At 72.0% G+C, this 24,462-nt stretch carries 20 protein-coding genes; 1 reads left to right on the top strand and 19 read right to left on the bottom strand.

Features of this window, described 5'->3' with window-relative positions:
• Positions 1 to 180: 180 nt before the first annotated feature.
• From ABIA38_RS29510 to argC, 19 genes are all read right to left on the bottom strand, one after another.
• A complete protein-coding gene (locus ABIA38_RS29510) occupies positions 181 to 762 on the bottom strand; it encodes a cobalamin biosynthesis protein (RefSeq protein ID WP_424641906.1) in 582 nt (193 codons plus the stop codon).
• Positions 762 to 1,976 carry a precorrin-6y C5,15-methyltransferase (decarboxylating) subunit CbiE gene (gene cbiE, locus ABIA38_RS29505; RefSeq protein ID WP_424641905.1) on the bottom strand — a complete coding sequence of 405 codons (1,215 nt, stop codon included), beginning with the start codon at positions 1,974 to 1,976 and terminating at the stop codon, positions 762 to 764. Before cbiE ends, ABIA38_RS29510 begins: the two co-directional genes overlap by 1 nt.
• A gap of 203 nt (positions 1,977 to 2,179) precedes the next feature.
• Entirely contained in the window at positions 2,180 to 3,586 is a 1,407-nt protein-coding gene (locus ABIA38_RS29500; protein ID WP_424641904.1) for a cobyrinate a,c-diamide synthase, read from the bottom strand.
• Positions 3,583 to 4,197 carry a cob(I)yrinic acid a,c-diamide adenosyltransferase gene (gene cobO, locus ABIA38_RS29495; protein WP_424641903.1) on the bottom strand — a complete coding sequence of 205 codons (615 nt, stop codon included), beginning with the start codon at positions 4,195 to 4,197 and terminating at the stop codon, positions 3,583 to 3,585. The genes ABIA38_RS29500 and cobO overlap by 4 nt, the downstream gene beginning before the upstream one ends.
• A gap of 329 nt (positions 4,198 to 4,526) precedes the next feature.
• Positions 4,527 to 6,581: a putative cobaltochelatase gene (locus ABIA38_RS29490; protein ID WP_424641902.1), complete on the bottom strand. Its 2,055-nt coding sequence runs from the start codon at positions 6,579 to 6,581 to the stop codon at positions 4,527 to 4,529.
• Positions 6,582 to 7,039: 458 nt separating this feature from the next.
• Positions 7,040 to 7,858, bottom strand: a complete 819-nt coding sequence (locus tag ABIA38_RS29485; protein WP_424641901.1) for a MetQ/NlpA family ABC transporter substrate-binding protein — start codon at positions 7,856 to 7,858, stop codon at positions 7,040 to 7,042.
• 52 nt (positions 7,859 to 7,910) lie between these two features.
• Entirely contained in the window at positions 7,911 to 8,567 is a 657-nt protein-coding gene (locus ABIA38_RS29480) for a methionine ABC transporter permease (protein WP_424641900.1), read from the bottom strand.
• A gap of 2 nt (positions 8,568 to 8,569) precedes the next feature.
• Positions 8,570 to 9,655: a methionine ABC transporter ATP-binding protein gene (locus ABIA38_RS29475; RefSeq protein WP_424641899.1), complete on the bottom strand. Its 1,086-nt coding sequence runs from the start codon at positions 9,653 to 9,655 to the stop codon at positions 8,570 to 8,572.
• A 416-nt stretch (positions 9,656 to 10,071) separates the two neighbouring features.
• Positions 10,072 to 10,548: a GNAT family N-acetyltransferase gene (locus tag ABIA38_RS29470; protein WP_424641898.1), complete on the bottom strand. Its 477-nt coding sequence runs from the start codon at positions 10,546 to 10,548 to the stop codon at positions 10,072 to 10,074.
• Between the two features lie 297 nt (positions 10,549 to 10,845).
• The gene (locus ABIA38_RS29465) at positions 10,846 to 11,676 is read right to left on the bottom strand and encodes an SDR family NAD(P)-dependent oxidoreductase (protein WP_424641897.1); all 831 of its coding nucleotides are present in this window, start codon (positions 11,674 to 11,676) and stop codon (positions 10,846 to 10,848) included.
• Positions 11,673 to 13,247 carry a wax ester/triacylglycerol synthase family O-acyltransferase gene (locus tag ABIA38_RS29460; RefSeq protein ID WP_424641896.1) on the bottom strand — a complete coding sequence of 525 codons (1,575 nt, stop codon included), beginning with the start codon at positions 13,245 to 13,247 and terminating at the stop codon, positions 11,673 to 11,675. Before ABIA38_RS29460 ends, ABIA38_RS29465 begins: the two co-directional genes overlap by 4 nt.
• Complete coding sequence (locus ABIA38_RS29455; RefSeq protein WP_424641895.1) at positions 13,244 to 14,482, bottom strand: alpha/beta hydrolase family protein; 1,239 nt, start codon at positions 14,480 to 14,482, stop codon at positions 13,244 to 13,246. The genes ABIA38_RS29460 and ABIA38_RS29455 overlap by 4 nt, the downstream gene beginning before the upstream one ends.
• A 105-nt stretch (positions 14,483 to 14,587) precedes the next feature.
• The gene (gene argH, locus ABIA38_RS29450; RefSeq protein WP_424641894.1) at positions 14,588 to 16,009 is read right to left on the bottom strand and encodes an argininosuccinate lyase; all 1,422 of its coding nucleotides are present in this window, start codon (positions 16,007 to 16,009) and stop codon (positions 14,588 to 14,590) included.
• On the bottom strand, positions 16,003 to 17,202 hold the full coding sequence (locus ABIA38_RS29445; protein ID WP_424641893.1) for an argininosuccinate synthase: 1,200 nt from the start codon (positions 17,200 to 17,202) through the stop codon (positions 16,003 to 16,005). The genes argH and ABIA38_RS29445 overlap by 7 nt, the downstream gene beginning before the upstream one ends.
• A 106-nt stretch (positions 17,203 to 17,308) precedes the next feature.
• A complete protein-coding gene (locus tag ABIA38_RS29440; RefSeq protein ID WP_424641892.1) occupies positions 17,309 to 17,857 on the bottom strand; it encodes an arginine repressor in 549 nt (182 codons plus the stop codon).
• Positions 17,858 to 17,899: 42 nt separating this feature from the next.
• Positions 17,900 to 19,108, bottom strand: coding sequence for an acetylornithine transaminase (locus ABIA38_RS29435; protein ID WP_424641891.1), 1,209 nt, complete (start codon positions 19,106 to 19,108; stop codon positions 17,900 to 17,902).
• Positions 19,105 to 20,085 carry an acetylglutamate kinase gene (argB, locus tag ABIA38_RS29430; protein WP_424641890.1) on the bottom strand — a complete coding sequence of 327 codons (981 nt, stop codon included), beginning with the start codon at positions 20,083 to 20,085 and terminating at the stop codon, positions 19,105 to 19,107. Before argB ends, ABIA38_RS29435 begins: the two co-directional genes overlap by 4 nt.
• Before the next feature lie 32 nt (positions 20,086 to 20,117).
• Positions 20,118 to 21,272, bottom strand: coding sequence for a bifunctional glutamate N-acetyltransferase/amino-acid acetyltransferase ArgJ (gene argJ, locus ABIA38_RS29425; protein ID WP_424641889.1), 1,155 nt, complete (start codon positions 21,270 to 21,272; stop codon positions 20,118 to 20,120).
• Entirely contained in the window at positions 21,269 to 22,297 is a 1,029-nt protein-coding gene (gene argC / locus ABIA38_RS29420; RefSeq protein ID WP_424641888.1) for an N-acetyl-gamma-glutamyl-phosphate reductase, read from the bottom strand. Before argC ends, argJ begins: the two co-directional genes overlap by 4 nt.
• Positions 22,298 to 22,563: 266 nt before the next feature.
• On the opposite strand from argC, the gene ABIA38_RS29415 reads away from it, so the two are divergent.
• The gene (locus tag ABIA38_RS29415; protein WP_424641887.1) at positions 22,564 to 24,450 is read left to right on the top strand and encodes a hypothetical protein; all 1,887 of its coding nucleotides are present in this window, start codon (positions 22,564 to 22,566) and stop codon (positions 24,448 to 24,450) included.
• Positions 24,451 to 24,462: the final 12 nt, after the last annotated feature.

Below are 24,462 nucleotides of genomic sequence, written 5' to 3'. Positions count from 1 at the left end.
GGTTCCCGTACCCCTGCCCGGTGTCGCCGGCCCGCCCGTGTCGTTCGGGTCCATGATGGTGGTGATGGTGCCCGCTCCGATGGCCGGGGTCCCGGCGTTGACCGTGAGCGGACACTTCCCGATCGCTTCGCCGGCCGAACTCGACCGGGTGGCACCCGAGTCGGCCCGATAACCCACCGATCATGGCGTTTGTCGACCCACTGCCGGATCGACCACCGACTCCACCCGACCCGCCGTCGGGTCCACCATCGGATCGACCCGACCCACCGTCGAGTCCGCCGCCGAATCCACCGTCGGATCCGGCCGCGAGTGTCGCGCCACCGCGACCGTACAGCGCGGACGCGCCCCCACGCCGCGCGTCTTGGCCACCACCAACTCGCCCAGCGGCCCGCCCGATACCGGTCCGAGCCGGGCGGCCGGCTCGGCCACGCCCGGCGTACCCACCGCCGCCAGGGTCCGCGCCGCCGGATTGGGCACCGGCACCTCGGCGAGGTCCGCCGCCGAACGCGCGATCAGCGGCAGCCCGAGCAACGCCGCGCCCGCCACCAGGCCCGGCTCCGCCGCCCGCGCCGCCACGGTCACCAGCGCCACCGGCCGCACCTGCTCCAGTCCGGCCCGCGCCAACACGGCACGCACACTCGCCCGCACCTCCGCCGCGCCCACCCCGCGCGCCACCCCGATGCCGACCACCCACACGGCCCCGTCCGGCTCCCGAGTGCCGGACTCCGCCACGCGCCCGCCGCCCCCCGCCCGCTCCCCCATCAGGCCCGATCCCCCCACAACACGAACACCGGATGCGCCGCGGCCAACCGCCGTCCGCCGCCGCTCTCCGCCGCCAACCGCGAGGCCTGCAGCAGGCATCCGTCCACCGTGTAGCCCGCCCGCTCCAGGACCGCGCGCGCCTCGGTCATCCGGTCCACCTCGGCCAGCGCCGTCACGATCCGCTCCGGCCGCCGCGCCGCACACGCGGCCACCGTCGACGGCCCACCACCACCGACGAACACCACGTCCGGCAGCGGCAGTCGGGACAACACCTCGGGCGCCCTGCCGTGCACCACGTGCACCTCGACGCCGAACCGGGTCGCGTTCTCCGCGATCAGATCGCACCCGAACGCCTCCTGCTCGACCGCGACCACCGCCGCGCCGTGGCGTGCGCACTCGACACCGACCGAACCGCTGCCCGCGCCGATGTCCCAGACCAGATCGCCCAGGCGCGGCCCGAGGCGGGCCACCGCGAGGGCGCGCACCTCGGCCCGGGTGATCGTGCCCGCGCGGTGTGCGTAGGCGTCCTCCGGCAGTGCCCAGCCGCGCACCGGGCCGGGGAAGCCCGGGCGTTCGCCCGCCAGCCAGCCCGCCGCCGCACCCGCGCGCGGCGCCGGGCCGATCACGATCACCACGTCCACCTCGGACCACTCGTGCTCGATCGCATGTTCGGCGGAGACCATCGAGATCTCCTCCCGCTCGGTGCCCAGGTGTTCGCACACCACGAATGTGCGCGGCACATCGGTGAGCAGCGCGGCCAGTTCGGCCGGTCCCGCGCCGGAGCCGGTGAGCACCGCGACCTTGCCGAACGCCCGACACACATTGGCCGCGCGCCGTACGTCCCGGCCCAGCGCACTGACCACACGCGCGTCGTCCCACGGCATGGACGCCCGGGCGAACGCCTGGGCGACCGAGGACACCGCGGGCACGATCTCCAACTCGAGGCCGTATTCCGGCCGGCGCAACAACCGCACGATGCCGAAGAAGCCGGGGTCGCCGACCGCGAGCACCACCGCGATGCCGCGATGCGCGCCGATCCGCTGCGCGGCCACGTGTACGTTGCCGAGAACCACCCGTTCGGCGCCCTCGGGCACCGCCACGGCGGCCAACAACCGCTCCGAACCGGCGACCAACGTCGCGGTGCGCAGTGCCTCCACGGCCGGTGCCGACAGCGGCCCGCCGTCGTACCCGATCACGGTCACCCGATCAGCCATGGCCATCCCCCTCGCCGTGCCGAACCCCGGGGGGAGGTTCCGCGCGTGGTCATGCGACGACGCCCACGAACGGGCGCCCGTACCCGACACGACGTCGGCTCCCCCACCGGAGGTTGCGCCAATCCCCAACGGGCCCCAGCCGCCCCGCCCCACCCGGCGGCACACCCGCGAACAGGCGCGCCCGGCCCGGCGGATCGCGCCGATCACCGACCGGGACCGGATCCCCCCTTCGGGCGCCCGCCCGCGCCCGGCATCCCCGCCGCCGCGCACGCGTGGGTGAACCGGCGGGCCAGGTCCGGTGCGCCCGCCCAGTGGGTGTGCAGGTAGGACGCGTGTACCGAGCCGGCGATGTGCCCCTCCAGGCCGGTCTCGCCCAGGCTCCACGCCGCCCGCGCCCCGGCCCGAGGGGTCAGCGTGGTGCGGTGGAACTCGTGTCCCCGGACCACCCGTCCGGTCTCGGCCAGCACCGAGTCGTGCACCGCGGTCGCCTCGCGATAGCCCAGGGTCAGCCGCTCGGTCATCCGCGCGTCGGCGGGCAGCACGTCGCACATCGGCGCACCGTCCAGACTCCGGGCCAGGTACAGCAGCCCGGCACACTCCGCCGCGATCGGGCCGCCGCGCGCGGCCAGCGCCGCCACATCCGCGCGCAATGTCGCATTGGCCGACAACTCGGCCGCGTACACCTCGGGGAAGCCGCCGCCCACCACCAGTCCGGCCGTGCCCGCCGGCAACCGCTCGTCGCGCAACGGGTCCACGGTGACCACCTCGGCCCCGGCCGCGCCGAGCAGTTCGGCGGTCTCCGCGTAGGCGAAGGTGAACGCCGACCCGCCCGCGACCGCGATCGTCGGCCGCCCGGCGCCGGCGCCGGCCACCTCGCGCACCGGATCCCACGCCGCGCCCGGCAGCGGGCCCGCGCTCGCCGCGATCCGGCGCACCGCGGCCAAGTCCACGCTGCGCGCGATCAGTTCGCCGAGCGCGTCCACCGTACGCAGCGCGTCCGCGTGCCGCTCGGCGACCGGTACCAGGCCCAGATGCCGAGCCGGCTTGGCGATCGCGTCATGCCGGCGCAGCACACCCAGAACCGGCATGCCGATCTCGTCCAGCGCCTCGCGCAACATGCTCTCGTGCCGGTCCGAGCCGACCCGGTTCAGGATCACCCCGGCCACCCCCACGGCCGGCTCGAAAGCATCGAACCCCCGTACCAGCGCGGCCACCGAGCGGCTCTGCGCCCGGGCGTCGACGACCAGCACCACCGGCGCCGCGAGCAGCCGCGCGACATGCGCGGTGGAGGCGTAGCCCCCGCGCCCCGCCGCGCCGTCGAACATGCCCATCACGCCCTCGACCACGGCCAGATCCGCACCGCGCGCACCGTGCGCGAACAGCGGCCCGATCCGCTCCTCGCCGACCAGGAACGGATCCAGGTTGCGCCCGGGCCGACCGGCCGCGAGCGCGTGATAGCCGGGATCGATGTAGTCCGGCCCGACCTTGTGCGGCGAGACCGTGTCGCCGCGTCGGGTGAACGCCGCGATCAGGCCGGTGGCGACGGTGGTCTTGCCATGCCCGGAGGCCGGCGCCGCGATCACCACGCGCGGCAGCGCCGAACCACTCACCACTCGATACCCCGCTGGCCCTTTTGGCCGGCGTCCATCGGGTGCTTGACCTTGGTCATCTCGGTGACCAGATCGGCCGCCTCGATCAGCCGAGGGTCGGCGTCCCGGCCGGTGATCACCACATGCTGGCTGCCGGGCCGATCCCGCAACACCGCGACCACCTCGTCCACGTCCACCCAGCCCCACTTCATCGGGTAGGTGAACTCGTCGAGTACGTAAACCCGATACGTCTCGGCGGCCAGATCCCGCTTGATCTGCTCCCACCCCTGACGGGCCGCCTCGGCATGGTCGTCCTGAGTGCCCTCGCGCTGGATCCAGGACCACCCCTCGCCCATCTTGTGCCAGGTGACCGGCCCACCCTCGCCGGTCTCCGCGTGCACGCGCCCGAGGGTGCGCAGCACGGTCTCCTCCCCGACCTTCCACTTCGCCGACTTCACGAACTGGAACACCCCGACCGCCCACCCCTGATTCCACCCACGCAGCGCAAGCCCGAACGCGGCGGTGGACTTCCCCTTGCCCGCCCCGGTATGCACGACGACCAACGCCCGATTACGCCGCTGCCGAGTGGTCAGCCCATCATCGGGCACCTGCGTGGGAACGCCTTGCGGCATGGTGAACTCCCTGTGTCTGTAGGAACGTCAAGCCAACTCTCGGACAACCACCAACCGAGCCGAACCCAGCCGGTCCGACCTCCCGCAGCCGAACCGGGAGACCGAGCCGAACTCAACCCGGCCGGCCTCCCCCGGCCGGCACCGCGAACCGAGCCAAATCCAGGCCGTCCGGCGCTTGAGGACAAGCGTCCGGCGTGCCGCAGCCAACACCGCAAACCCAGCCGACCCCAGCCCGTCCGGCGCTTGAGGACAAGCGGGCCGCAGGCCGGTGCGCAATCGACCCAGGCCGGCCCGGCCGACCACCGCCCACCCGTCGTCGGCCCACCGAATCAAGCCGCCGAACGGGTGTCCCGAACCAATCCCGCCAGCCCGTCCGCCGCCAGCTCGTCCAGCGTCACCACCGGCCCGCCGCCCAGATCCTCGGCGAGCCGCGCGGCCAACCCCAGTCGTACCGGCCCGCTTTCGCAATCCACCACCAACGACGCGACCCCCGTCGCCGCCAGCAACCGCGCCGCCCGCCGGCTCTCGCCCAGCGCATCGGGGCCACCGGTGGCCCGACCGTCGGTGACCACGACCACCAGCGGCCGGCGCTGCGGATCACGCAGCCGCTCCACCCGCAACGTCTCGTGCGCCCGCAGCAGTCCGGCCCCCACGGGCGTACGCCCACCCGTTGGCAACGCCGCCAACCGCGCCGCGCCGATCTCCACCGACGACGTGGGCGGCAGTACCAACGAGGCGTCCGCGCCCCGGAAGGTGACCAGGCCGACCTTGTCCCGCCGCTGGTAGGCGTCCAGGAGCAACGAGAGCACCGCGCCCTTGACCGCCCGCATCCGCTTGCGCGCCGCCATCGACCCGGACGCGTCCACCACGAACAACACCAGATTGCCCTCACGGCCCTCCCGGACCGCCTCGCGCAGATCCGCCCGCCGCAACACCAACCCCGCACCGGTCCGCCCGCGCGCCCGCTGGTGCAGCGCCGCCGCGCGCACCGTGGCCGCGACATGCAGCCGGGTCACCCGACCCGCCGCGACCTGCGCGCCGGTGGTCCGCCCATTCGCGGTCCGCGCCCGCGAACGGCGCCCGGCCGCGCCCTGGCCAACCCCGGGTACCGCGAACAGCCGGGTCCGATACGGCTCGGCCGCCGCCACGGCGGCCTGCTCGCGCCCGCCCCCCGCAGCGGCCGGCGCCCCCTCGACCGGCGCGTCCTCGGTCCCGGCCGCCGAACTCGGCGCGGCCCGCGTCGACTCGGGCGCCTCACCCGCGCTCCCGGACCCATCCGAGGGATCCCCGTCGGCGGAAGGCGGCGGCGCCCCACCCCCGTCGGGACCGTCCCCCTCCGGCTCCGGCTCGGGTTCCGGCTCCCCCTGCGGCTCCTCCGGATCCCGCAACGCCTCGTCCAGATGCTCCTCGTCCAACCCGGGCGCATCGAACGGATTCCGCCGCCGCCGATGCGGCAGCGCCAACAGCGCGGCCTGCCGGACGTCCTCGGCCAGCACCTCGGTCCGCCCATGCCAGGCCGCCAGCGCGATCGAGGTACGCGCCGTGACCAGGTCCGCGCGCATCCCGTCCACCTCGAACGACGCGCACACTCGCGCGATCCGCTCCAGCTCGGCGTCCGGCAACACCACGTCGGCCAGCAACTTCCGGGCCCGCAGGATCCGTTCGGCCAATTCGGCGTCCTGCTCCGCCCAGCGCGCCGCGAACGCGTCGGGGTCGGCCTCGTACGCCAACCGCCGGCGCACCACCTCGGCCCGCTCCCGAGGCTCCCGGCTCGCCGCGACCTCCACGGTCAGCCCGAACCGGTCGAGCAACTGCGGGCGCAGCTCGCCCTCTTCGGGGTTCATCGTGCCGACCAGCAAGAACCGCGCGGCGTGCCGCACGGACACCCCTTCGCGCTCGACATGGGACGTACCCATCGCGGCGGCATCGAGCAGCAGGTCCACCAGGTGGTCGTGCAGCAGGTTGACCTCGTCGACGTACAACACGCCACGATGCGCGGCGGCCAACAACCCCGGCTCGTACGCCTTGACGCCCTCGGTCAGTGCCCGTTCGATGTCCAGCGACCCGGCCAGCCGGTCCTCGCTGGCCCCCACCGGCAGTTCCACCAGCCGCGCGGCCCGCGTCGTCCCCGCCACCGTCGGATCGTGCGGCCCGTCCGGGCACTGCCCGTCCGGCGCGGCCGGATCACACGAGAAGCGACACCCGGGCAACACCGCGACCGCCGGCAACTGGCTCGCCAGCGCCCGCACCATGGTCGACTTGGCGGTGCCCTTCTCGCCGCGCACCAGCACCCCGCCGACCGCGGGAGAGACCGCGTTCAGCACCAGCGCCAGCCGCAGTTCGGCCAGTCCGACGATCGCGGAGAACGGATAGGCGGCGCTCACCGGTGTTGCCCCGAAAGCACCACAGGCACCACAGGCACCACAGGCACCGAAAACGCCGAAACGCCACCGGATATCTCGACAAAACCAAAGCACGCAGGCATGCGCCGTCGGCCTCCCTCGGGTGTCCACGCCCTGGTCGGTGGCGGGACCCGTGACCCGGATCCCGGACAGCGGCAAGTCTCTGGCTCACACCCGCCGAACGGCGCGTGCTCACAGTGGCGGGACCGCTCCGGTTCGCCGCACCGCGCCGCCGCCCTCGGTCGTACCGGTGTCGAGGTACGCCCGCACCCTTCCCGAGCACGCGAACACACCTCGACACCGGGCCCGAAGGTGCTCCGCGCGATCCGCCGGATTCCTTCCCTGCTGTCGCCCACAGCCTCTCACACCCCCGAAAACGCACCACGGCCCCCGCCGAAACCGACGGGGGCCGTGCCTGGACCGACAACCACTGCTGCCGATCAGAACGCGGCGAGCACGTTGCCCTTGTACTTGTCCGCGATGAACTTCTTCACCTCGGGCGAGTTCAGCAGCTTGGCGAGCTTTTGCACGCGCGCGTCGTTCTCCTTGCCCTTCTTGACCACCAGGACGTTCGCGTACGGGTTGTTCTCGGCCTTCTCGACCGCGATGCCGTTCTTGCCGGGGGTCAGCCCCGCGTCCAGCGCGTAGTTCCCGTTGATCACCGCGCCGTCCACGTCGTCCAGCGCGCGGGGCAGCTGGGCCGCCTCGATCGCCTTGAACTTGAGCTTCTTCGGGTTGTCCACCACGTCCTTCTCGGTGGCCGTGGTGGTCGCGCCGTCCTTGAGCTTGATCAGGCCGTTGTCGGCGAGCAGCTTGAGCGCACGGCCGCCGTTGGTGGCGTCGTTGGGGAACGCGATGGTCGCGCCCTCCTTGAGCTCGGGCAGCGACTTGACGTTCTTGGAGTAGAGCGCCAGCGGCTCCAGGTGCACCGGCACGACCGGGACCAGGCTGGTCTTCTTCTCCTTGTTGAACTCTTCCAGATATGGCTTGTGCTGGAAGTAGTTGGCATCCACCGCGCCCTCGTCCAGGGCCGGATTCTGCTGGGTGTAGTCCGAGAACTCCTTGATCTCCAGCTTCAGGCCCTCCTTCGCGGCGAGGTTGTCCTTGATGTACTTCAGGATCTCCGCGTGCGGCACCGCCGAGGCGGCGACCTTCAGCGGGTCGGAGGCGGAGGAGCCCTTGTCGTCGCTGCCGCAGGCGGCGAGACCGAGTCCGAGGGCGGCAACGGCGGAGAGCGCGACGAACTTGTTGATACGCACGAAGAGTGCCTTTCCTGGTGGTGCGGTACGCGGGCGGGAATCGCCGCGCGGGCTAACGGTGGGCGAGCCTGCGGGAGAGCAGATCGCCGAGGAATTGCACGAGTTGGACCAGGACGACCAGGACCGCGATGGTGACGAGCATCAGATTCGTCTCGAAGCGCTGGTAGCCGTAGCGGATCGCCAGGTCGCCGAGCCCGCCGCCGCCGACGACACCCGCCATCGCGGAGTAGCCGACGATGGCGACGATGGTCACCGTGATCGCGGAGATGATCGAGGGCACCGCCTCGGGGACCAACACCTTGCGCACGACGGTGACCGTGCTCGCGCCCATCGACTGGGCGGCCTCGATCAGTCCCTTGTCCACCTCGCGCACGGCGGTTTCCACCAGGCGCGCGAAGAACGGGATGGCGCCCACGGTGAGCGGCACGATCGCCGCGTCGGTGCCGATCGTGGTCCCGGTCACCCAGCGGGTGAACGGGATCAGCGCGACGAGCAGGATCAGGAACGGGACCGAGCGGCCCACGTTGACCACCAGCCCGAGCAGCTTGTTCGCCGGCGCGAAGGCCAACGGCGCGCCGCGGTCGGTGAGTACCAGCAGGAGCCCGATCGGCAGCCCGATCAGCACGGTGATCAGCGTCGCGACGCCGACCATGTACAACGTCTCCTGGGTCGCGGTCTCCAGCAGCGGCCGCATCTCGGACCAGGTCATGGTCAGTTCTCCTTGCCCGTGAGCGCCACGCCGGCCCCGGCATCGTCAACGGTGTCGGTTTCGGTGTCGCTTTCGGTGTCCGCGCCCGGCGCCGCCGGGGCCGCCTCGTCGATCACGTCGACCTGGAGCCCTTGTTCGCGCAGGTAGCCGATCGGCACCACGTTGTTCTCGAAGGTGCCGTCCAGCGCGATCCGCATCCGGCCGATCTGCCGGCCGCCGACGTTCTCCACCGCCGCGCCCAGCACGTTGACGTCCACGTTGTAGGTGCGCGCGAGCGTGGAGATGAACGGCTGCGCGGTCTCCTCGCCGCGGAAGGTGATGTCCACCACCGTGCGGCCCGCCAGCACGCCGGGCGTGCCGAGCGGGAACATCTCCCGGGCCAGCCGCGACTCGGACCGGCCGAGCAACTCGGCCACCGTGCCGGACTCGATGATGCGACCACCCTCCATCAGCGCGGCCGAGTCGCAGATGTTCTTGACCACGTCCATCTCGTGGGTGATCAGCAGGATGGTCAGCCCGAGTCGGTCGCGCAGGTCGCGCAGCAGCGCCAGGATCGACCGGGTGGTCTCCGGGTCGAGCGCCGAAGTGGCCTCGTCGGACAGCAGTACGCGGGGTTCGGCGGCCAGCGCGCGGGCGATGCCCACCCGCTGCTTCTGCCCGCCGGACAGTTGCGCGGGGTACGCCTTGGCGTGCTCGCTCAGGCCGACCAGGTCCAGGAGTTCGGCGACCCGACGGTTGCGGTCCCGGCGCGGGACGCCGGCGATCTCCAGCGGGACCGCGACGTTGCCCGCGACGGTGCGGCTGGAGAGCAGGTTGAAGTGCTGGAAGATCATCCCGATGCCGCGCCGCTCGGCGCGCAGCGCGCTCGCGGACAGCGAGGTCAGCTCGCGTCCGCCCACCTCGACGGTGCCCGACGTGGGGCGCTCGAGGAGGTTGAGGCAGCGGATCAGGGTGCTTTTGCCGGCGCCGCTGCGGCCGAGCACGCCGAAGATCTCGCCTTCGCGCACGTGCAGGTCTACCTGGTCGAGCGCGGTCACCTGCCGTTCTCGGCTGCGATAGACCTTGCTCAGGGCAGTGGTACGGATCACCGTGAAGTCCTCGGTTGGGGGTGCGCGCCGAATCGGGCCCGGCGAGGGGCCGCGCGAATTCGGTCACACGGGGGGTGTGGCGGGGATGACACCGGGGGCGCGGAGCGCACGGCCCGGGAGAGGGGTCAGGCCCTCAAATCCTCAACAGCCACACATTCGACAGAGCTGACACGAACGGCACATGCGACGACAACCCGTGGCGGTAGCCGCGGTGCCGGATGTGTGAGCCGTCGTGAACATGATCCGATTAAAGCAGACACACACCCCGCAATGGAAATGTCAGCCCGCCAAGCCGCCTGCGACCGGAACCGACGAGGCCCCGGCGACCATGGATTCCATGGTCGCCGGGGCCTGGGACCGCTTCGGGACTGCTTCGAAACTACCGGGCAGCCGCCTCGCGGGGTGCGGGTCGTCGATCAGGCCGCGAGGACGGCCGTCTTGCGCAGGTAGACCAGGCTCAACCGGGGACTGACCTTCTCGATCCGGCCGGAGACGTAGCCCAGACGCTCGTAGAGCCGCAGATTGTGCTCGCTGCGGTGGCCGGTGAACAGCTCGTACTCGACCGCGTCGGCCAGCTTCTCCTCGATCGCGCGCAGCAGCCGGGTGCCCAGCATGTGCCGCTGGAGCCGGGGGTGCACGATCAGCTTGCCGATCCGGGCCACGCCGTCCTCGATGGTGCCGCGCACCGAGCCGACGACCTCGTCGCCGAGGCGGGCCACCAGGATGGTGTGCGTGGCGAACTCGCCGCGCAGACTCTCCAGGCTCTGCGTCAGCGGCTCGATGCCGTAGTCGTTGTACAGGGCGGCTTCGCCCTGGTAGCACAGGTACTGAAGCTTGAGGATCTGCTCGGCGTCGGATACGTCCGCCGTGCCGATGCCTACGTTCTGCCCCATCGGATTGCTCCCCTGATCGCCCTGATCACCGTGTGCGGATGGTGTCCGCAGTGCCTGATCACAGTGCCGCCGCGAAAGGGGGAGGGTTGTCCCCTTCTCGAACACTCGCATGAGCACTGCATTCGTCACTGTTCCACACGGCTTTTCCCGGACTTCTACCCGGCCCTCACCTACGCGCAATCCGTTGTTCAGACAACCCGTTCGACAGGATGCGGCCGATCGCGTGAATCCTGGTCCCGCATCCGGCGATCCGGGGCGATCGAGCGCATTCCCGGCCCCCGTATGCGTGTTTGTCCCCTACAATCCGGTCACCCGCCGGACCACCCCCTCCTTGAGCGCGCGGACCGCCGAGAACGGTTCGGTGACCCGATGGACGAGCAGCGTCAGGTGTGCGTCGTAGCCCACCACGTAGCGCGATTTGGGCGACTTGGCGGTGGCCGCCGTGACAATCGTCTCGGCCACCGTGGCCGGTTCGCTCCACAGCGGCTTCATCATCGAAAAGCCCAGGTCCATCCGCTGGAACGCGGTCGCGAACGCGCCGCCGCGATGGCGCTCGACCGCCTCGGCCAACTCCTCGGTGGCGCCGCTGCGAAAGCCCCCGGGCGCGACCACCACCACGTCGACCCCGGCGCCGGCCACCTCTACGCGCAGCGCGTCGGAGACCGCCTCCATCGCGTGCTTCCCGGCCTGATACCAGCCCAGGAGCGGGTAGGTGAGCTGCCCGGCGAGCGAGGAGATCTGTACCACTCGCCCCCAACCCCGCTCGCGCATGTGCGGGATCGCCAACCGGGCCAGCCGCAGCGGCGCGAACAGCGCGGTCTCCAACTGGTGCCGGGCGTCCTCCTCGGACACCTCCAGGACCGGCGCGAACGACGCGCGACCGGCATTGTTGACCAGGATGTCCGGGCGGATCCGGTCGATCACGTCCCGGCCGCCGGCCGGGTCGGTGACGTCGAGCAACACCGTGCGCACCTCGACGCCGGCCGCCTGCGCCGCCTCGGCGACCCGCTGCGCCTTGGCCGCCGAGCGCACGCTGCCCACCGTGTCGATCCCGGCGCCGGCCAGGGCAAGCACGGTGGCCAGGCCCAGGCCGGAGTTGGCCCCGGTGACCAGCGCTGTTCTGCTCATGCGCGACCCGCCTCGGTCCCGCCGGGCCGGCCCGATCGGCCGGCCCAAGTGCCGCCCGGCGCCCGGGGACTGCGGGCCCGGCGCGGCGCGGGCACCCGGAGCGCCGGTACGCCGACCCTCGACGCCGACGCCCGTTTCGGCCCGGGCGAAGCAAGCTCGTCGCCGGCCTTCAGGAGCAGGTCGAGCTGTTCGACGATGCCGTCCGCGAGCGCGAACGGGTCCGGCAGCGCGTCGCGGTCGGCCAGCACGCCGATGTCGATCCGGTCGTGGTAGCTCATGCCGCCGATGAACAGACCGAAGCCGTCGGCGATGATCCCCATCGAGTGGAACGCCTCCACCTTCTGCCCGTGCGCGTACAGGAGCGTGCGCGGGCCCGGCACGTTCGACACCGTGACATTGCACAGCGCGGGCAACACGGCCGCGAGCCGCGCGTCGCGGTAGAGCCCGCCGAGGAAGCCGAGCAGCGCCGGTGGCGGTGTCTCGGCCAGGCCGGTGAGCAACTCGCTGCCCATCGCGCTCTGCACGGCCTTGGCCGCGTTGGAGTTCTCATGCACGCACAACAACCGCTCGGCGGGCTCGGCCACATCGGTGGCCAATCCCACCAGCATCCCGGTGATCAGGTTGCCGCCGGCCCGCTCGCCGCCGCGCGTGGCGTCCACCGGTACCGTGGCGACCAGTTCCCGGGCGGGCAACTCGCCCAACGCGCCCAGTTGTTCGCGCAGCGCGCCGGCCACGATGGCGAGCACCACGTCGTTGACCTTGACCCCGAACACCTTCTTGACCCGCTTGACGTCGGACAGCGAAACGGTGCAGAAGCCGTACGACCGGTGCTTGCCGACCGGCGCGTTGTAGCGCGTCCTGGGCACGTTCAGCGGCAGCGCCCGCCCGAACCGTCCGGTCAGCGCGGCCTGCGCCATGCCCTGGCCCAGGCGGCCGAGCTGCCGGCCGACCCGCATCGGGGTGCCGGCCAACGACAACGCACCGTCCCGGAGCGCGGCCAAGGCGGTGGGCACGGCGGGCGGCTCGACCGGCGCGGGCAACGGCCGCCGCGCCGCCTCCCCGGCCGAAGCGTCGGGGTCAGGGGCCGGGCCGAGGTCCGGGTCCGGGTCGAAGAAGATCTCCTGCATCGCCGCGCCGGAGCGGCCGTCGATGCACGCGTGGTGCACCTTCCACAGGTGCGCGATCCGCCCGTGCTCCAGGCCGTCGACGATCCACCACTCCCACAGCGGCCGGTCGCGGTCGAGCCGATGTCGGTAGATCTCCTCGGCCAGCGCGGCGAGTTCGCGCCGACCGCCCGGCGCGGCCACGGTGGCCCGGCGCAGGTGCGCGTCCAGGTCGAACTCGGGATCCTCGACCCAGTACGGCCGGGCCAGCCCCCACGGGCTCTGCACCAGTTTGCGGCGCAGCAGCGGCAGCCGCGGCAGCCGGGCGGCCAACGTGCGCTTGAACGCGGCGTGATCGACCCGGCCCCCGGTGGTGGAGGCGTCGACGACGGTCAGGCACACGACGTGCGCCGGCCACTCCTGCGCCTCCAGGGCCAGGAAGGCCGAATCCAGACCGGAGAGCTTCACCAGGTGTTCCTCCTCCCGATGCCCGACGAGGTCAGGGCATCCTCGATGAAGCGGCGCGCCTGCCGGTTCCACATGGCTCCCAGATGCGAGCCGCGGTACCAGCAGACGGATGGTTCCGCCCAGTGCTTCCAGAGCCGATACGCCTGCTGCGGCGTGGCCATGCGGTCGGCCAGGCCGGCGTAGACGAAGCGGCGCTCCACCGGCAGCCGAGGGGTCACCGCCGGCGGCGAGACCACCCGGTGCACCAGTTCGGCCTCGGCGCCGAGCAGGCCCGCCGCGCGCACCCGGCGTCGGATGTCCTCGGGCGCGTGGTGCGCCATCACCCAGGCCAGGTCGACCGAGGGCACGCCGACTATCACGCAGTCGAGTTCCTCGAGGCCGGCGAGCAGCGCGGCGACATAGCCGCCGAGCGAGACCCCGTGCACCGCGATCGGCGCCCGCCCCTGCCGGCGAATCCAGTCCAGACAGCGCCGGACGTCCCACACCGCCTGGCCCAGGCCGTGCACGTTGCCGAGGTAGTCGAACGAGATGAACGGCGTGTCCTGGGCCCGGACGCCCTTGCGCGGCCCGTGCATCGGCAACACCGGGTGCAGGATGTTGACGCCGAGTTCGCGGTGCAGTCGCCGGCCGCGGAACGCGACCAGGTCGGCGGGGCGGCCCATGCCGAAGCCGTGCAGGTTCACCAGCCACGGGCGCGGCTCACCGGGGTGGCGCAGTACGTACGCCCACACCCGCTGATTCGCGCCGGCCGCCTGCCGGCGGGTGGCGCCCGGGAGGCCGGCCCAGGGCCGGTAGCCGCTGTCGAAGGCCAGTTGTTCGTAGCCGATCGTGCCGTATGTCCGCGCGCGCAGCGCCGGTTCGACCAGGGCCGGCGGCGCGGGGTGGAACAGGGTCGGGTCGTCGAGGTGGGTCCGGGTGCGGAGGGTCTGCACCGCTTCGCGGACCTCGTCGCGGATGCGCGCGGCGTCCCGGGGGTTCGGGGACAGTCGGCCGCCCGCGAGCAGCGCGACCACGATCTCGTCGAGGAAGGCGGCGGTGACCAGTCCCGGGGTGGGCCGGCCGGTCGGCAGGTCCGGGTGGCGGCGCTGCTCGGCGCGCGAGGAGCGCAGATAGGACCGCACGCCCAGGCCCACGGACCGCGGGACACCGCGCAGCAGTTCGCCGATCGGCAGATCGGAGAGCAGAGCGGCCGAGTTTGCCCCCTCGGCTCGTATTCGGCGCAGGTGATCGAGCATCCGATGCCTCCCCTCGACCTGGCTGCGGGCGCGACAAAGGGCCCGCGTCCTCCCCCCGGGGGACGCGGGCCCATCGTCTCAGCTCGAACGTGTTGCCGTGCGCCGTTACCTGCCGGCCCACGTGCGCTGGTCGGCCAGATCCGCGCGCACGTCCGCGAGTTGCTCGGCCACACGCACCGGCGCGGTGCCGCCGCGCCCGTCGCGCGAGGCCACCGAGCCGAGCACGGTCAGCACCGAGCGCACCTCGGGGGTCAACTCGGGCGAGATCTCCGCGAGTTGCTCGTCGGTCAGGTCCCACAGTTCGAGCCCGCGCGGCTCGCAGTACTTGACACACGCGCCGGCCACGTCGTGCGCGACCCGAAACGGCGTGCCCTGACGGACCAGCCATTCGGCGATGTCGGTGGCCAGGGAGAAGCCGGCCGGGGCCAACTCCTCCAGGCGCGCGCGGTGGAAGGTGAGCGTGGCGATCATCCCGGTGAACGCGGGGAGCAGGACTTCGAGCGTGTCGCACGAGTCGAAGACCGGCTCCTTGTCCTCCTGGAGGTCGCGGTTGTAGGCCAGCGGCAGCGCCTTGAGGGTGGCCATCAGCCCGGTCAGGTTGCCGATCAGCCGGCCCGACTTGCCGCGCGCCAGCTCCGCGATGTCCGGGTTCTTCTTCTGCGGCATGATCGAGGAGCCGGTGGAGAACGCGTCGTCCAGCGTCACGAAGGAGAACTCCTTCGTGTTCCAGATGATGATCTCCTCCGCGAGCCGGGACAGGTTCACCCCGAGCATCGCGGTGACGAACGCGAACTCGGCCGCGAAGTCGCGCGAGGCGGTGCCGTCGATCGAGTTCGCCGCGGACGCGGAGAAGCCCAGGTCGCGGGCCACCGACTCGGGGCTGAGCCCGAGCGAGGAACCGGCGAGCGCGCCGGACCCGTAGGCCGACACGTCCGCCCGCTTGTCCCAGTCGCGCAGCCGGTCCGCGTCGCGCGCGAACGCCTGTACGTGGGCGAGCAGATGGTGTGCGAGCAGCACCGGCTGGGCGTGCTGGAGGTGGGTACGACCCGGCATCACCACGTCCAGGTGCGCGGCGGCCTGCTCGACCAGCGCCTCCTGGAGGTCGGCGAGCAGCCGGCCCAGGATCCGCGCGTGGTCGCGCAGGTACATCCGCCCGAGCGTGGCGATCTGGTCGTTGCGCGAGCGGCCCGCGCGCAACTTGCCGCCCAGGTCGGGGCCGAGGATCTCGAGCAGCCCGCGCTCGAGCGCGGTGTGCACGTCCTCGTCGGCGATGGTGGCGACCAGGTCACCGGACTCGACGTGCTTGGCGAGCGTGTCCAGGCCGGCGAGCATGCGGGTCAGTTCGTCGTCGGTGAGCAGCCCGGCCGCGTGCAGCACCCGGGCGTGCGCCCGGGAGCCGGCGATGTCGTACGGCGCGAGCCGCCAGTCGAAGTGCACGCTGGCGGAGAGCCGGGCCAGCGCCTCGGAGGGGCCGCCGGAGAAGCGGCCACCCCACAGGCTCACCCGGTCGGGGTTGTTGGTCACCATTGGCCGTTCTCCCGCCGCGCGGCGATCTTGCTGGAGAGCCCGAACAGCTCGATGAAGCCCTTGGCCTGCGACTGGTCGAAGGTGTCGCCGGTGTCGTAGGTGGCCAGGTTGAAGTCGTAGAGCGACTCGTCGCTGCGCCGACCGGTGACCACGGCCCGACCGCCGTGCAGGGTCATCCGGATGTCACCGGAGACGTGCCGGTTGGCCTCGGCGATGAAGCCGTCCAGGGCCCGCTTGAGCGGGGAGAACCACAGGCCGTCGTAGACCAGTTCGGCCCAGCGCTGCTCGACGGTGCGCTTGTAGCGGGCCAGTTCGCGCTCGACGGTGACGTTCTCCAGCTCCTGGTGGGCGGTGATCAGCGCAATCGCACCCGGGGCCTCGTAGACCTCGCGGCTCTTGATCCCCACCAGCCGGTCCTCGACCATGTCGATCCGGCCGATGCCCTGGGCGCCGGCCCGCCGGTTCAGCTCCTCTATCGCCTGGAGCACGCTGACCTTGCGGCCGTCGACGGCCACCGGCACGCCGCGCTCGAAGGTGATCACGACCTCGTCCGCGTCGCGGGGGGTGGCCGGGTTCTGCGTGTACTCGTACACGTCCTCGATCGGCGCGTTCCAGATGTCCTCCAGGAAGCCGGTCTCCACGGCCCGCCCGAAGACGTTCTGGTCGATCGAGTAGGGCGACTTCCTGGTGGTGGCGATCGGCAGGTTCTTCGCCTCGGCGAACGCGATCGCCTTGTCCCGGGTCATCGCGTAGTCGCGAACCGGGGCGATGCACTTGAGGTCGGGCGCGAGCGAGGAGATGCCGACCTCGAAGCGGACCTGGTCGTTGCCCTTGCCGGTGCAGCCGTGCGCGACCGTGCCGGCGCCGTGCTTCTCGGCGGCGGCGACCAGGTGCTTGACGATCACCGGGCGCGAGAGCGAGGAGACCAGCGGGTAGCGGTCCATGTAGAGGGCGTTGGCCCGGATCGCGGGCAGGCAGTAGCCGTCGGCGAACTCGTCGCGGGCGTCGGCGACCTCGGCCTCGACCGCGCCGCAGGCCAGTGCCCGCTTGCGGATGATCTCCAGGTCCTCGCCGTTCTGGCCGACGTCGACGGCCACCGCGATGACCTCGGCGCCGGTTTCCTCCGCGATCCATTGGATGCACACGGAGGTATCGAGACCTCCGGAATAGGCGAGTACTACGCGCTCGGTCACGAGCGTTCTCCTTCGGATGAGTGGTTGGGCAGATGTGCTGCGGTGGTTCGCCCGAGCCGAGCGCTCTAGCGGGGTACGAAAGTGTGTGCCGCCGGGTCTGCCCCGGCTATCCCTTGTGTTCGGCGAGGGCCAGGAGGTGGGCGGCCAGTGCCGCGCCGCCCTCGGGGTCTCGCGAGACCATCAGGATGGTGTCGTCGCCGGCGATGGTGCCCAGGATCAGTCGGGAGTCGGCGTGGTCCATGGCCGAGGCCAGGAACTGGGCCGCCCCGGGCGGTGTGCGCACCACCACGAGGTTGCCCGACGCCTCGGCCGACACGAGCAGTTCGCCGGCCAGGCGCGAGAGCCGGCCCTCGACCGCGGACTCCTCGAGCGGCGCGCGGGGGGTGCGGTCGCCGCCCTCCGCCGGTACGGCGTAGATCAGCGAGCCCTCGCCGTCGCGGATCTTCACCGCGCCGAGCTCGTCGAGGTCCCGGGAGAGCGTGGCCTGGGTGACGGCGAGGCCGTCCTCGGCGAGCAGTCGGGCGAGTTGGTTCTGCGACCGGACCCGGTGCCGGGTCAGGATGTCGACGATCCGCCGGTGCCGGGCGATCCGGGTGCTGGGCACCGCGTATACGCCCTCGGCCGGGGTCGCTTCGCTGCTCTGCTCGCTGCTCATGGGACGACCTCGCCTAACCTCGGACTCGTCGTCGGATCTGGGTCACGGTGTTCCTCCGGCGGGTGCGGCGGCGAGGCCGGCGTCCAGGATGGCGGGCAGGGCCCCGAGCAGCGCGTCCACGTCCGCGTCGTCGACGACGAGCGGCGGGGCGAGTCTGACCCGGGTGGGCACGGCGGCGTTGACGAGGAAGCCCGCGTCCTGCGCCGCCTTTTGCACGGCCTGCGCCACCGGTGCGGTGAGCACGATACCGATCAACAGGCCCGCTCCGCTCACCTGCTCGACCAGCGGATGGGCGATCTTCTCGATGCCGGTGCGCAACCGCTCGCCCAGGCGGGCCGAACGGGTGCACAGGTCGTCGTTCTCGATGGTGTCCAGGACCGCGAGCGCCGCGGCGCAGCACACCGGGTTGCCGCCGAACGTGGCGCCGTGTTGGCCCGGTTGGAACAGCTCGGCCGCCGCGCCGAAGGCGACACAGGCCCCGATCGGCAGCCCGCCGCCCAGGCCCTTGGCCAGGGTGACCACGTCCGGCTCGATGCCCAGCGGCTGGTGTGCGAACCACGTGCCGGTGCGGGCGATCCCGGTCTGGATCTCGTCCAGGATCAGCAACGCGCCGTGCGCGGCGGTGATCTCCCGGGCCGCGACCAGGTAGCCCTCGGTCGGGGTGACCACGCCGCTCTCGCCCTGGATGGGTTCCAGGATCACCGCCGCGGTCTGCGGGCCGACCGCGGCGCGCAGCGCCTCGATGTCGCCGTAGGGCACGAAGTCCACCCCGCCGGGCAGCGGGGCGAACGGCTCGCGCTTGACGGGCTGTCCGGTCATCGCGAGCGCGCCCATGGTGCGCCCGTGGAAGCTGCCCTCGGCGGCGATGAGCTGCGGCCGGCCGGTGCGCCGGGCGAGCTTGAACGCGGCCTCGTTGGCCTCGGCGCCCGAGTTGCCGAAGTAGACCCGGCCGGGGCGGCCGAACAGGGCGAGCAGCCGCTCCGCGAGGGCGACCGGCGGTTCGGCGATGTAGAGGTTGGACACGTGGCCCAGCCGGCCCAGCTGCGCGGTGACCGCGGCGGCGATCGCCGGGTGCGCGTGGCCGAGCGAGTTGACCGCGATGCCGCCGAGGAAGTCGACGTAGGTGTTGCCGGCGGTGTCCACGACGTGGGCGCCGGAACCACTGGCCAGTTCGATCGCGGGTGTGCCGTAGTTGTTCATCAGCGACTGGTTCCACCGCTGCGTCAGCGCACCGGTTCCGGTGATCGTCATGCCGCCCCCTCCGCGTGGTCGTCGTGGTCGTCGTGGTCGTCGTGGCCGGCTTCGGCGAACGCGCCGGACTTGCCCCGGGCCGGGACCACCATGGTCCCGATCCCCTCGTCGGTGAACACCTCGAGCAGCAGCGAGTGCGCCACCCGCCCGTCCAGGACATGTGCGGCGGGCACGCCGGCCTGCACGGCCCGCAGGCACGCCTCCATCTTGGGCAACATGCCGGTGGACAACGTCGGCAGCAGCGCCGCCAACTCCTCGGCGTCCAGGCGCGATATCACCTCGTCGCTGACCGGCCAGTCGGCATAGAGCCCCTCGACGTCGGTGAGCACCACCAGCTTCTCCGCGCCGAGCGCGACTGCGAGCGCCGAGGCGGCGGTGTCCGCGTTGACGTTGTAGACGTGCCCGTCGGCGCCGCGCGCGATCGAGGAGATCACCGGTATGCGGTTGTCGTGCAGCAGCGCCTTGATCGCGCCCGGGTCGACCTCGACGATGTCGCCGACCAGGCCGATGTCGATCGCCTCGCCGTCGACGATCGCGTGCCGCTTCTCCGCGGTCATCGTGTGCGCGTCCTCGCCGGTCATCCCGACGGCGAACGGGCCGTGCTGGTTGATCAGCCCGACGATCTCCCGCTGCACCTGGCCGGCCAACACCATGCGCACCACGTCCATCGCCTCGGGCGTGGTCACCCGCAGGCCGCCCGCGAACGAGGACTCGATGCCGAGCCGGTCGAGCTGGGCGCTGATCTGCGGGCCGCCGCCGTGCACGATCACCGGACGAAGCCCGGCGAACCGCAGGAAGACCAGGTCCTGGGCGAAGGCCCGCTTGAGCGCGTCGTCGACCATGGCGTTGCCGCCGAACTTGATCACCACGGTCTTGCCGTAGAAGCGCGCCAACCACGGCAGCGCCTCGATCAGCGTGCGCGCCTTGGTCAGTGCCGCGTTGTTGCGCCCCTGTTTGCCGACCGATTCCGTCTGCATCCCGCTCCCCCTCGTCGTGCTGTCGGTGACGGTCATGACGAGTAGGCCGAGTTCTCGTGGACGTAGTCGGCCGTGAGGTCGTTGGTCCATACGGTCACGGCGGCCTCGCCCGCGTTCAGATTCGCCACGATATGCGTCTCGCGCGGGCTCATGTCGACCAGTTCGCGGTCCTCGCCCACGAAGCCGTCCCGGCACACCCACACGCCGTTGAACGCGACGTCGAGCCAATCGGGGTCGAACGCGGCGGCGGTGGTGCCGATCGCGGAGAGCACCCGACCCCAGTTCGCGTCCTCGCCGTGCACCGCGCACTTGAACAGGTTGTTCCGGGCGATCGAGCGGGCCACCTCGAGCGCGTCCGCCTCGTCGGCGGCGCCCACCACGTCGATCCGGATGTCCTTGCTCGCGCCCTCCGCGTCGCCGATCAGCTGCCGCGCCAGGTCGCCGCTGACGGTGCGCACGGCCTCGGCGAACACGGCGAGGTCGGGCTCGATGCCGGAGGCGCCGGAGGCCATCAGCAGCACCGTGTCGTTGGTGGACATACAGCCGTCGGAGTCGATCCGGTCGAACGTGGTGTGCGTGGCGCCGCGCAGCACCGCGTCCAGCGTCTCGGCGTGCACCACGGCATCCGTGGTGAGCACGACCAGCATGGTGGCCAGGCCGGGGGCGAGCATGCCCGCGCCCTTGGCCATGCCGCCGACCGTCCAGCCCGCCGGGTCGGTGACCGCGGCCTGCTTGTGCACCGTGTCGGTGGTCTTGATCGCGATCGCCGCGTCCTCGCCGCCGTCCGGGCGCAGCGCCGCGACCGCCTTGTCCACGCCCGGCAGCAGCTTGTCCATCGGCAGTTGCAGGCCGATCAGGCCGGTGGAGGCCACCACGATCTCGCCCGCGTTGAGCCCGAGCAGCTCGGCCACCTTCTCGGCGGTGGCGTGCGTGTTGCGAAAGCCCTCGCTGCCGGTGCACGCGTTGGCGCCGCCGGAGTTGAGCACCACCGCCTGCACCTGCCCGGCCTTGACCACCTGCTCGGACCACACCACCGGCGCCGCCTTGACCCGGTTCGAGGTGAACACCGCCGCCCCGGCGATCGAGGGGCCGTCGTTGACCACCAGGGCCACGTCCGGCAGACCGGTGCTCTTGAGCCCGGCGGCCACGCCCGAGGCCCGGAATCCCTGTGCCGCGGTGACGCTCACGGTGCTACCCCCGTCTTGCTCAGTCCCAGGTCCTCGGCCAGCCCGAGGGCGATGTTGGTGCTCTGGATCGCGCCGCCGGCGGTGCCCTTGGCGAGGTTGTCGATCGCGCCGACCACGACGACCCGGCCGGCCCGCTCGTCGACGGTGACCTGCAACACGGCGGTGTTCGCGCCGTAGACCATGGCAGTCGCGGGCCACTGGCCCTGGGCCAGCAGGTGTACGAAAGGCTCGTCGGCGTAGGCCGCGGCATAGGCGGCGCGCACCGTCTCGGCGCCGACGCCCGGCTTGAGTCTGGCCGTGCAGGTGGCCAGGATGCCGCGCGACATCGGCACCAGGGTCGGCGTGAAGGACACCGTGACCTCGTCGTCGGTGACCGCGCGCAGCCCCTGCAGGATCTCCGGGGTGTGCCGATGCACGCCGCCGACGCCGTAGGCGCTCGCGGAGCCCATCACCTCGCTGCCGAGCAGGTGCGGCTTGGGCGCCTTGCCCGCGCCGGAGGTGCCGGAGGCGGCGACCACGACCCAGTCCGGCTCGACCAGGCCGGCGGCCAGCGCGGGCACCGTGCACAGCAGCGACACGGTCGGGTAGCACCCGGGCACCGCGATCCGCCGGGTGCCGGCCAGCGCGGCCCGGCCGCCCGGCAGCTCGGGCAGTCCGTACGGCCATGTCCCGGCATGGGAGGATCCGTAGAACTCCTCCCAGTCCGCCGCCTTCCGGAGCCGATAATCCGCACCGCAGTCCACCACGAGCACGTCCGCGCCCAGCTGCGCGGCGAGCGCGCCGGACTGTCCGTGCGGCAGGGCGAGGAAGACCACGTCGTGCCCCGCGAGGTTCTCCGCCGTGGTCTCGGCGAGAACCCGATCGGCCAGCGGCAGCAGGTGCGGCTGGAGCTCGCCCAGGCGTCGGCCCGCGTTGGACCCCGCCGTGAGCGTGCCGATCTCGATCTCCGGGTGTGCGAGCAGCAGGCGCAGGATCTCCCCGCCCGCGTAACCGCTCGCCCCGGCCAGTGCCGCCTTGGCCCCCATTACCGCCTCCTCGTGAGAAGCATGACTATACGGAAGATCGAATCTATATGCAAGTACGTTCCGTAACGACCGATTCGGGAGTCGTCCCGGGCCGCCGCGGCCAAGCCTGACGCGTCGCCCTCCACCCCAGAAGGGCGCATGCGCGGTGCGTTAGGATCAGCCGACTTCGGATACGCGCCCCCATCGGGGCGGTCGACCGCCGGCGGGACGGCACCGACGCGCAGCAGACGGCGGGCCGCCCCCGCCCAGGAAACGAACGAGACCACGTGACCTCTCCCCCCGGCACCTCCGGGCCCGCCGACGCCTCGCCCGCCGCCGACCCGGACCCGTCGGCCCCCACCGGCGAGCCGCACCCGGCCGGCGCGACGGACACCACGAACCCTCCCGACGCGCCCAGCCACCCCTCGGCCCCCCGTCGGCGCCCGCACGTCCCGCTGCCGGACCTGCTCGCCCTGGGACTGCCGACCCTGGTGTTCGCGGTGATGGGCTGGCACCAGCGCTGGATCACCGACGACGGCCTGATCTTCACCCGCGCGGTACGCGAGATCCTGGCCGGCAACGGACCCGTCTACAGCGTCGGCGAACGCGTGGAGACCTCCACCAGCACCCTGTGGCAGTGGCTGCTGACGCTGCTCGGCGCGATCACCCCGTTCGACTACGCGCCCACCGCCGTCTACACCGGCCTGGTCCTGGCCGTCGCCGGCCTGTGGTTGTCCCTGGACGGCACCCGGCGACTCTTCCGCGGCATGGCGGTCACCCGACTGCTGCTGCCCGCCGGCGTACTCGTGTTCATCGCCGTCCCGTCCGTGTGGGACTTCGCCACCGCCGGCATGGAGACCGGCCTGATCCTGTTCTGGATCGGCCTGTCCTGGTGGCTCCTGGTCGGCACCTGGCTGCACCCGGTCGGCACCCACACCACCCGCCGCACCCTCGCCGTCTCCTTCTGGTTCGGCCTGGGCCCGCTGGTCCGCCCGGACCTGGGCCTGACCATGGCGGTCCTGCTCCTGGCCCAGTTCCTGCTGATCAAGGCCCGCTGGCCCAAGGCCCTGCTGATGCTGGTCTGCGCGGGCCTGCTGCCCGCCGCGTACGAGATCTTCCGGCTCGGCTACTACGGCCTGATCTTCCCGATGCCCGCACTCACCAAGGAGGCATCCGGATCCCTGTGGGGCCGCGGTTGGGACTACCTGACCGACTACATGCGGCCGTACTACCTGTGGATCCCGATGATCCTGATCCTGGTCGCGGTCGCCCTCGCGCTCACCCGACGCCGCCCGGCCGACCACCGCACCTGGATCGTCATCGCCGCCCCGCTGGTCGCGGCGCTCGGCCAGACCGTCTACGTGCTCAAGGTCGGCGGCGACTTCATGCACGGCCGGATGTGGCTGCCCGTACTGCTCCTGGTACTGCTCCCGCTGCTGCTCGCGCCGCTGGACCGACTGGTCACCCCGGCCATCGTGCTGGTCGCGGTATGGGCCGTGGTCTGCGGCAGCACCCTGCGCTCGGGCGTGTTCACCACACCCGCCCCGGACGGCCACGGCAACCAGGTCTGGAACGAACGCGACACCTACGCGGCCTGGACCCGAACCGACAACCCCACCACCGAGGCCGCGCACATCCGCACGCTGCCGACCATAGAAGAGGCCTTCCGTCACGAAAAGGCGACCGGAGAGCGTTTGTTGTTCGTGGACCCGAACTACATCAAGCAACTCCCGCCGCTACCGCTGCGCCGCGACCTGCCCTACGACCGGGGTCTGGTGATCGGCCGACTCGGGGTGGGCGGCGCGATCACCCCGCTCGGTGGCATCGTGGTCGACGTGTGGGGCCTGTCCAACACCGTCGGCGCACACATCACCGAGACCGCGCACGTCGCCGCCGGCCACAAGAAGCTGCTCCCCTTCGCCTGGAACGTCGCGCTCTACGTCGACCCCGCCGCCGACGCGCTGGTCCCCGAGGAGGCCGCGCCCGCCGCGCAGATCCGGGCCGCCCGGGCCGCGCTGCAATGTGGCGATCTCAAGGAGCTGGTCGACTCGGTCACCGAGCCGATGTCCGCGTCGCGCTTCTGGAAGAACCTGACCGGTGCCGTGGATCGGACCAACCTGCGGATCCCCGCCAATCCGATCGAGGCCGAGAAGAAATTCTGCTCCCCCTCCTGAGCCCGCCATCGG

Source organism: Embleya sp. AB8, assembly GCF_049739465.1.
Classification (GTDB): domain Bacteria; phylum Actinomycetota; class Actinomycetes; order Streptomycetales; family Streptomycetaceae; genus Embleya.
The sequence above is the reverse complement of the archived record's forward strand: the minus strand, read 5'-3'. Positions and strand labels throughout refer to the sequence as shown.

Excerpts from the sequence above, each read along its gene's own strand:
- ABIA38_RS29435 (WP_424641891.1), bottom strand. The coding sequence starts at position 19,108 with ATGACGATCACCGGAACCGGTGCGCTGACGCAGCGGTGGAACCAGTCG.
- argC (WP_424641888.1), bottom strand. The coding sequence starts at position 22,297 with ATGGGGGCCAAGGCGGCACTGGCCGGGGCGAGCGGTTACGCGGGCGGG.
- ABIA38_RS29480 (WP_424641900.1), bottom strand. The coding sequence starts at position 8,567 with ATGACCTGGTCCGAGATGCGGCCGCTGCTGGAGACCGCGACCCAGGAG.
- ABIA38_RS29455 (WP_424641895.1), bottom strand. The coding sequence starts at position 14,482 with ATGCTCGATCACCTGCGCCGAATACGAGCCGAGGGGGCAAACTCGGCC.
- ABIA38_RS29440 (WP_424641892.1), bottom strand. The coding sequence starts at position 17,857 with ATGAGCAGCGAGCAGAGCAGCGAAGCGACCCCGGCCGAGGGCGTATAC.
- argB (WP_424641890.1), bottom strand. The coding sequence starts at position 20,085 with ATGCAGACGGAATCGGTCGGCAAACAGGGGCGCAACAACGCGGCACTG.
- cobO (WP_424641903.1), bottom strand. The coding sequence starts at position 4,197 with ATGCCGCAAGGCGTTCCCACGCAGGTGCCCGATGATGGGCTGACCACT.
- ABIA38_RS29510 (WP_424641906.1), bottom strand. The coding sequence starts at position 762 with ATGGGGGAGCGGGCGGGGGGCGGCGGGCGCGTGGCGGAGTCCGGCACT.
- cbiE (WP_424641905.1), bottom strand. The coding sequence starts at position 1,976 with ATGGCTGATCGGGTGACCGTGATCGGGTACGACGGCGGGCCGCTGTCG.
- ABIA38_RS29470 (WP_424641898.1), bottom strand. The coding sequence starts at position 10,548 with ATGGGGCAGAACGTAGGCATCGGCACGGCGGACGTATCCGACGCCGAG.
- ABIA38_RS29465 (WP_424641897.1), bottom strand. The coding sequence starts at position 11,676 with ATGAGCAGAACAGCGCTGGTCACCGGGGCCAACTCCGGCCTGGGCCTG.
- argH (WP_424641894.1), bottom strand. The coding sequence starts at position 16,009 with ATGGTGACCAACAACCCCGACCGGGTGAGCCTGTGGGGTGGCCGCTTC.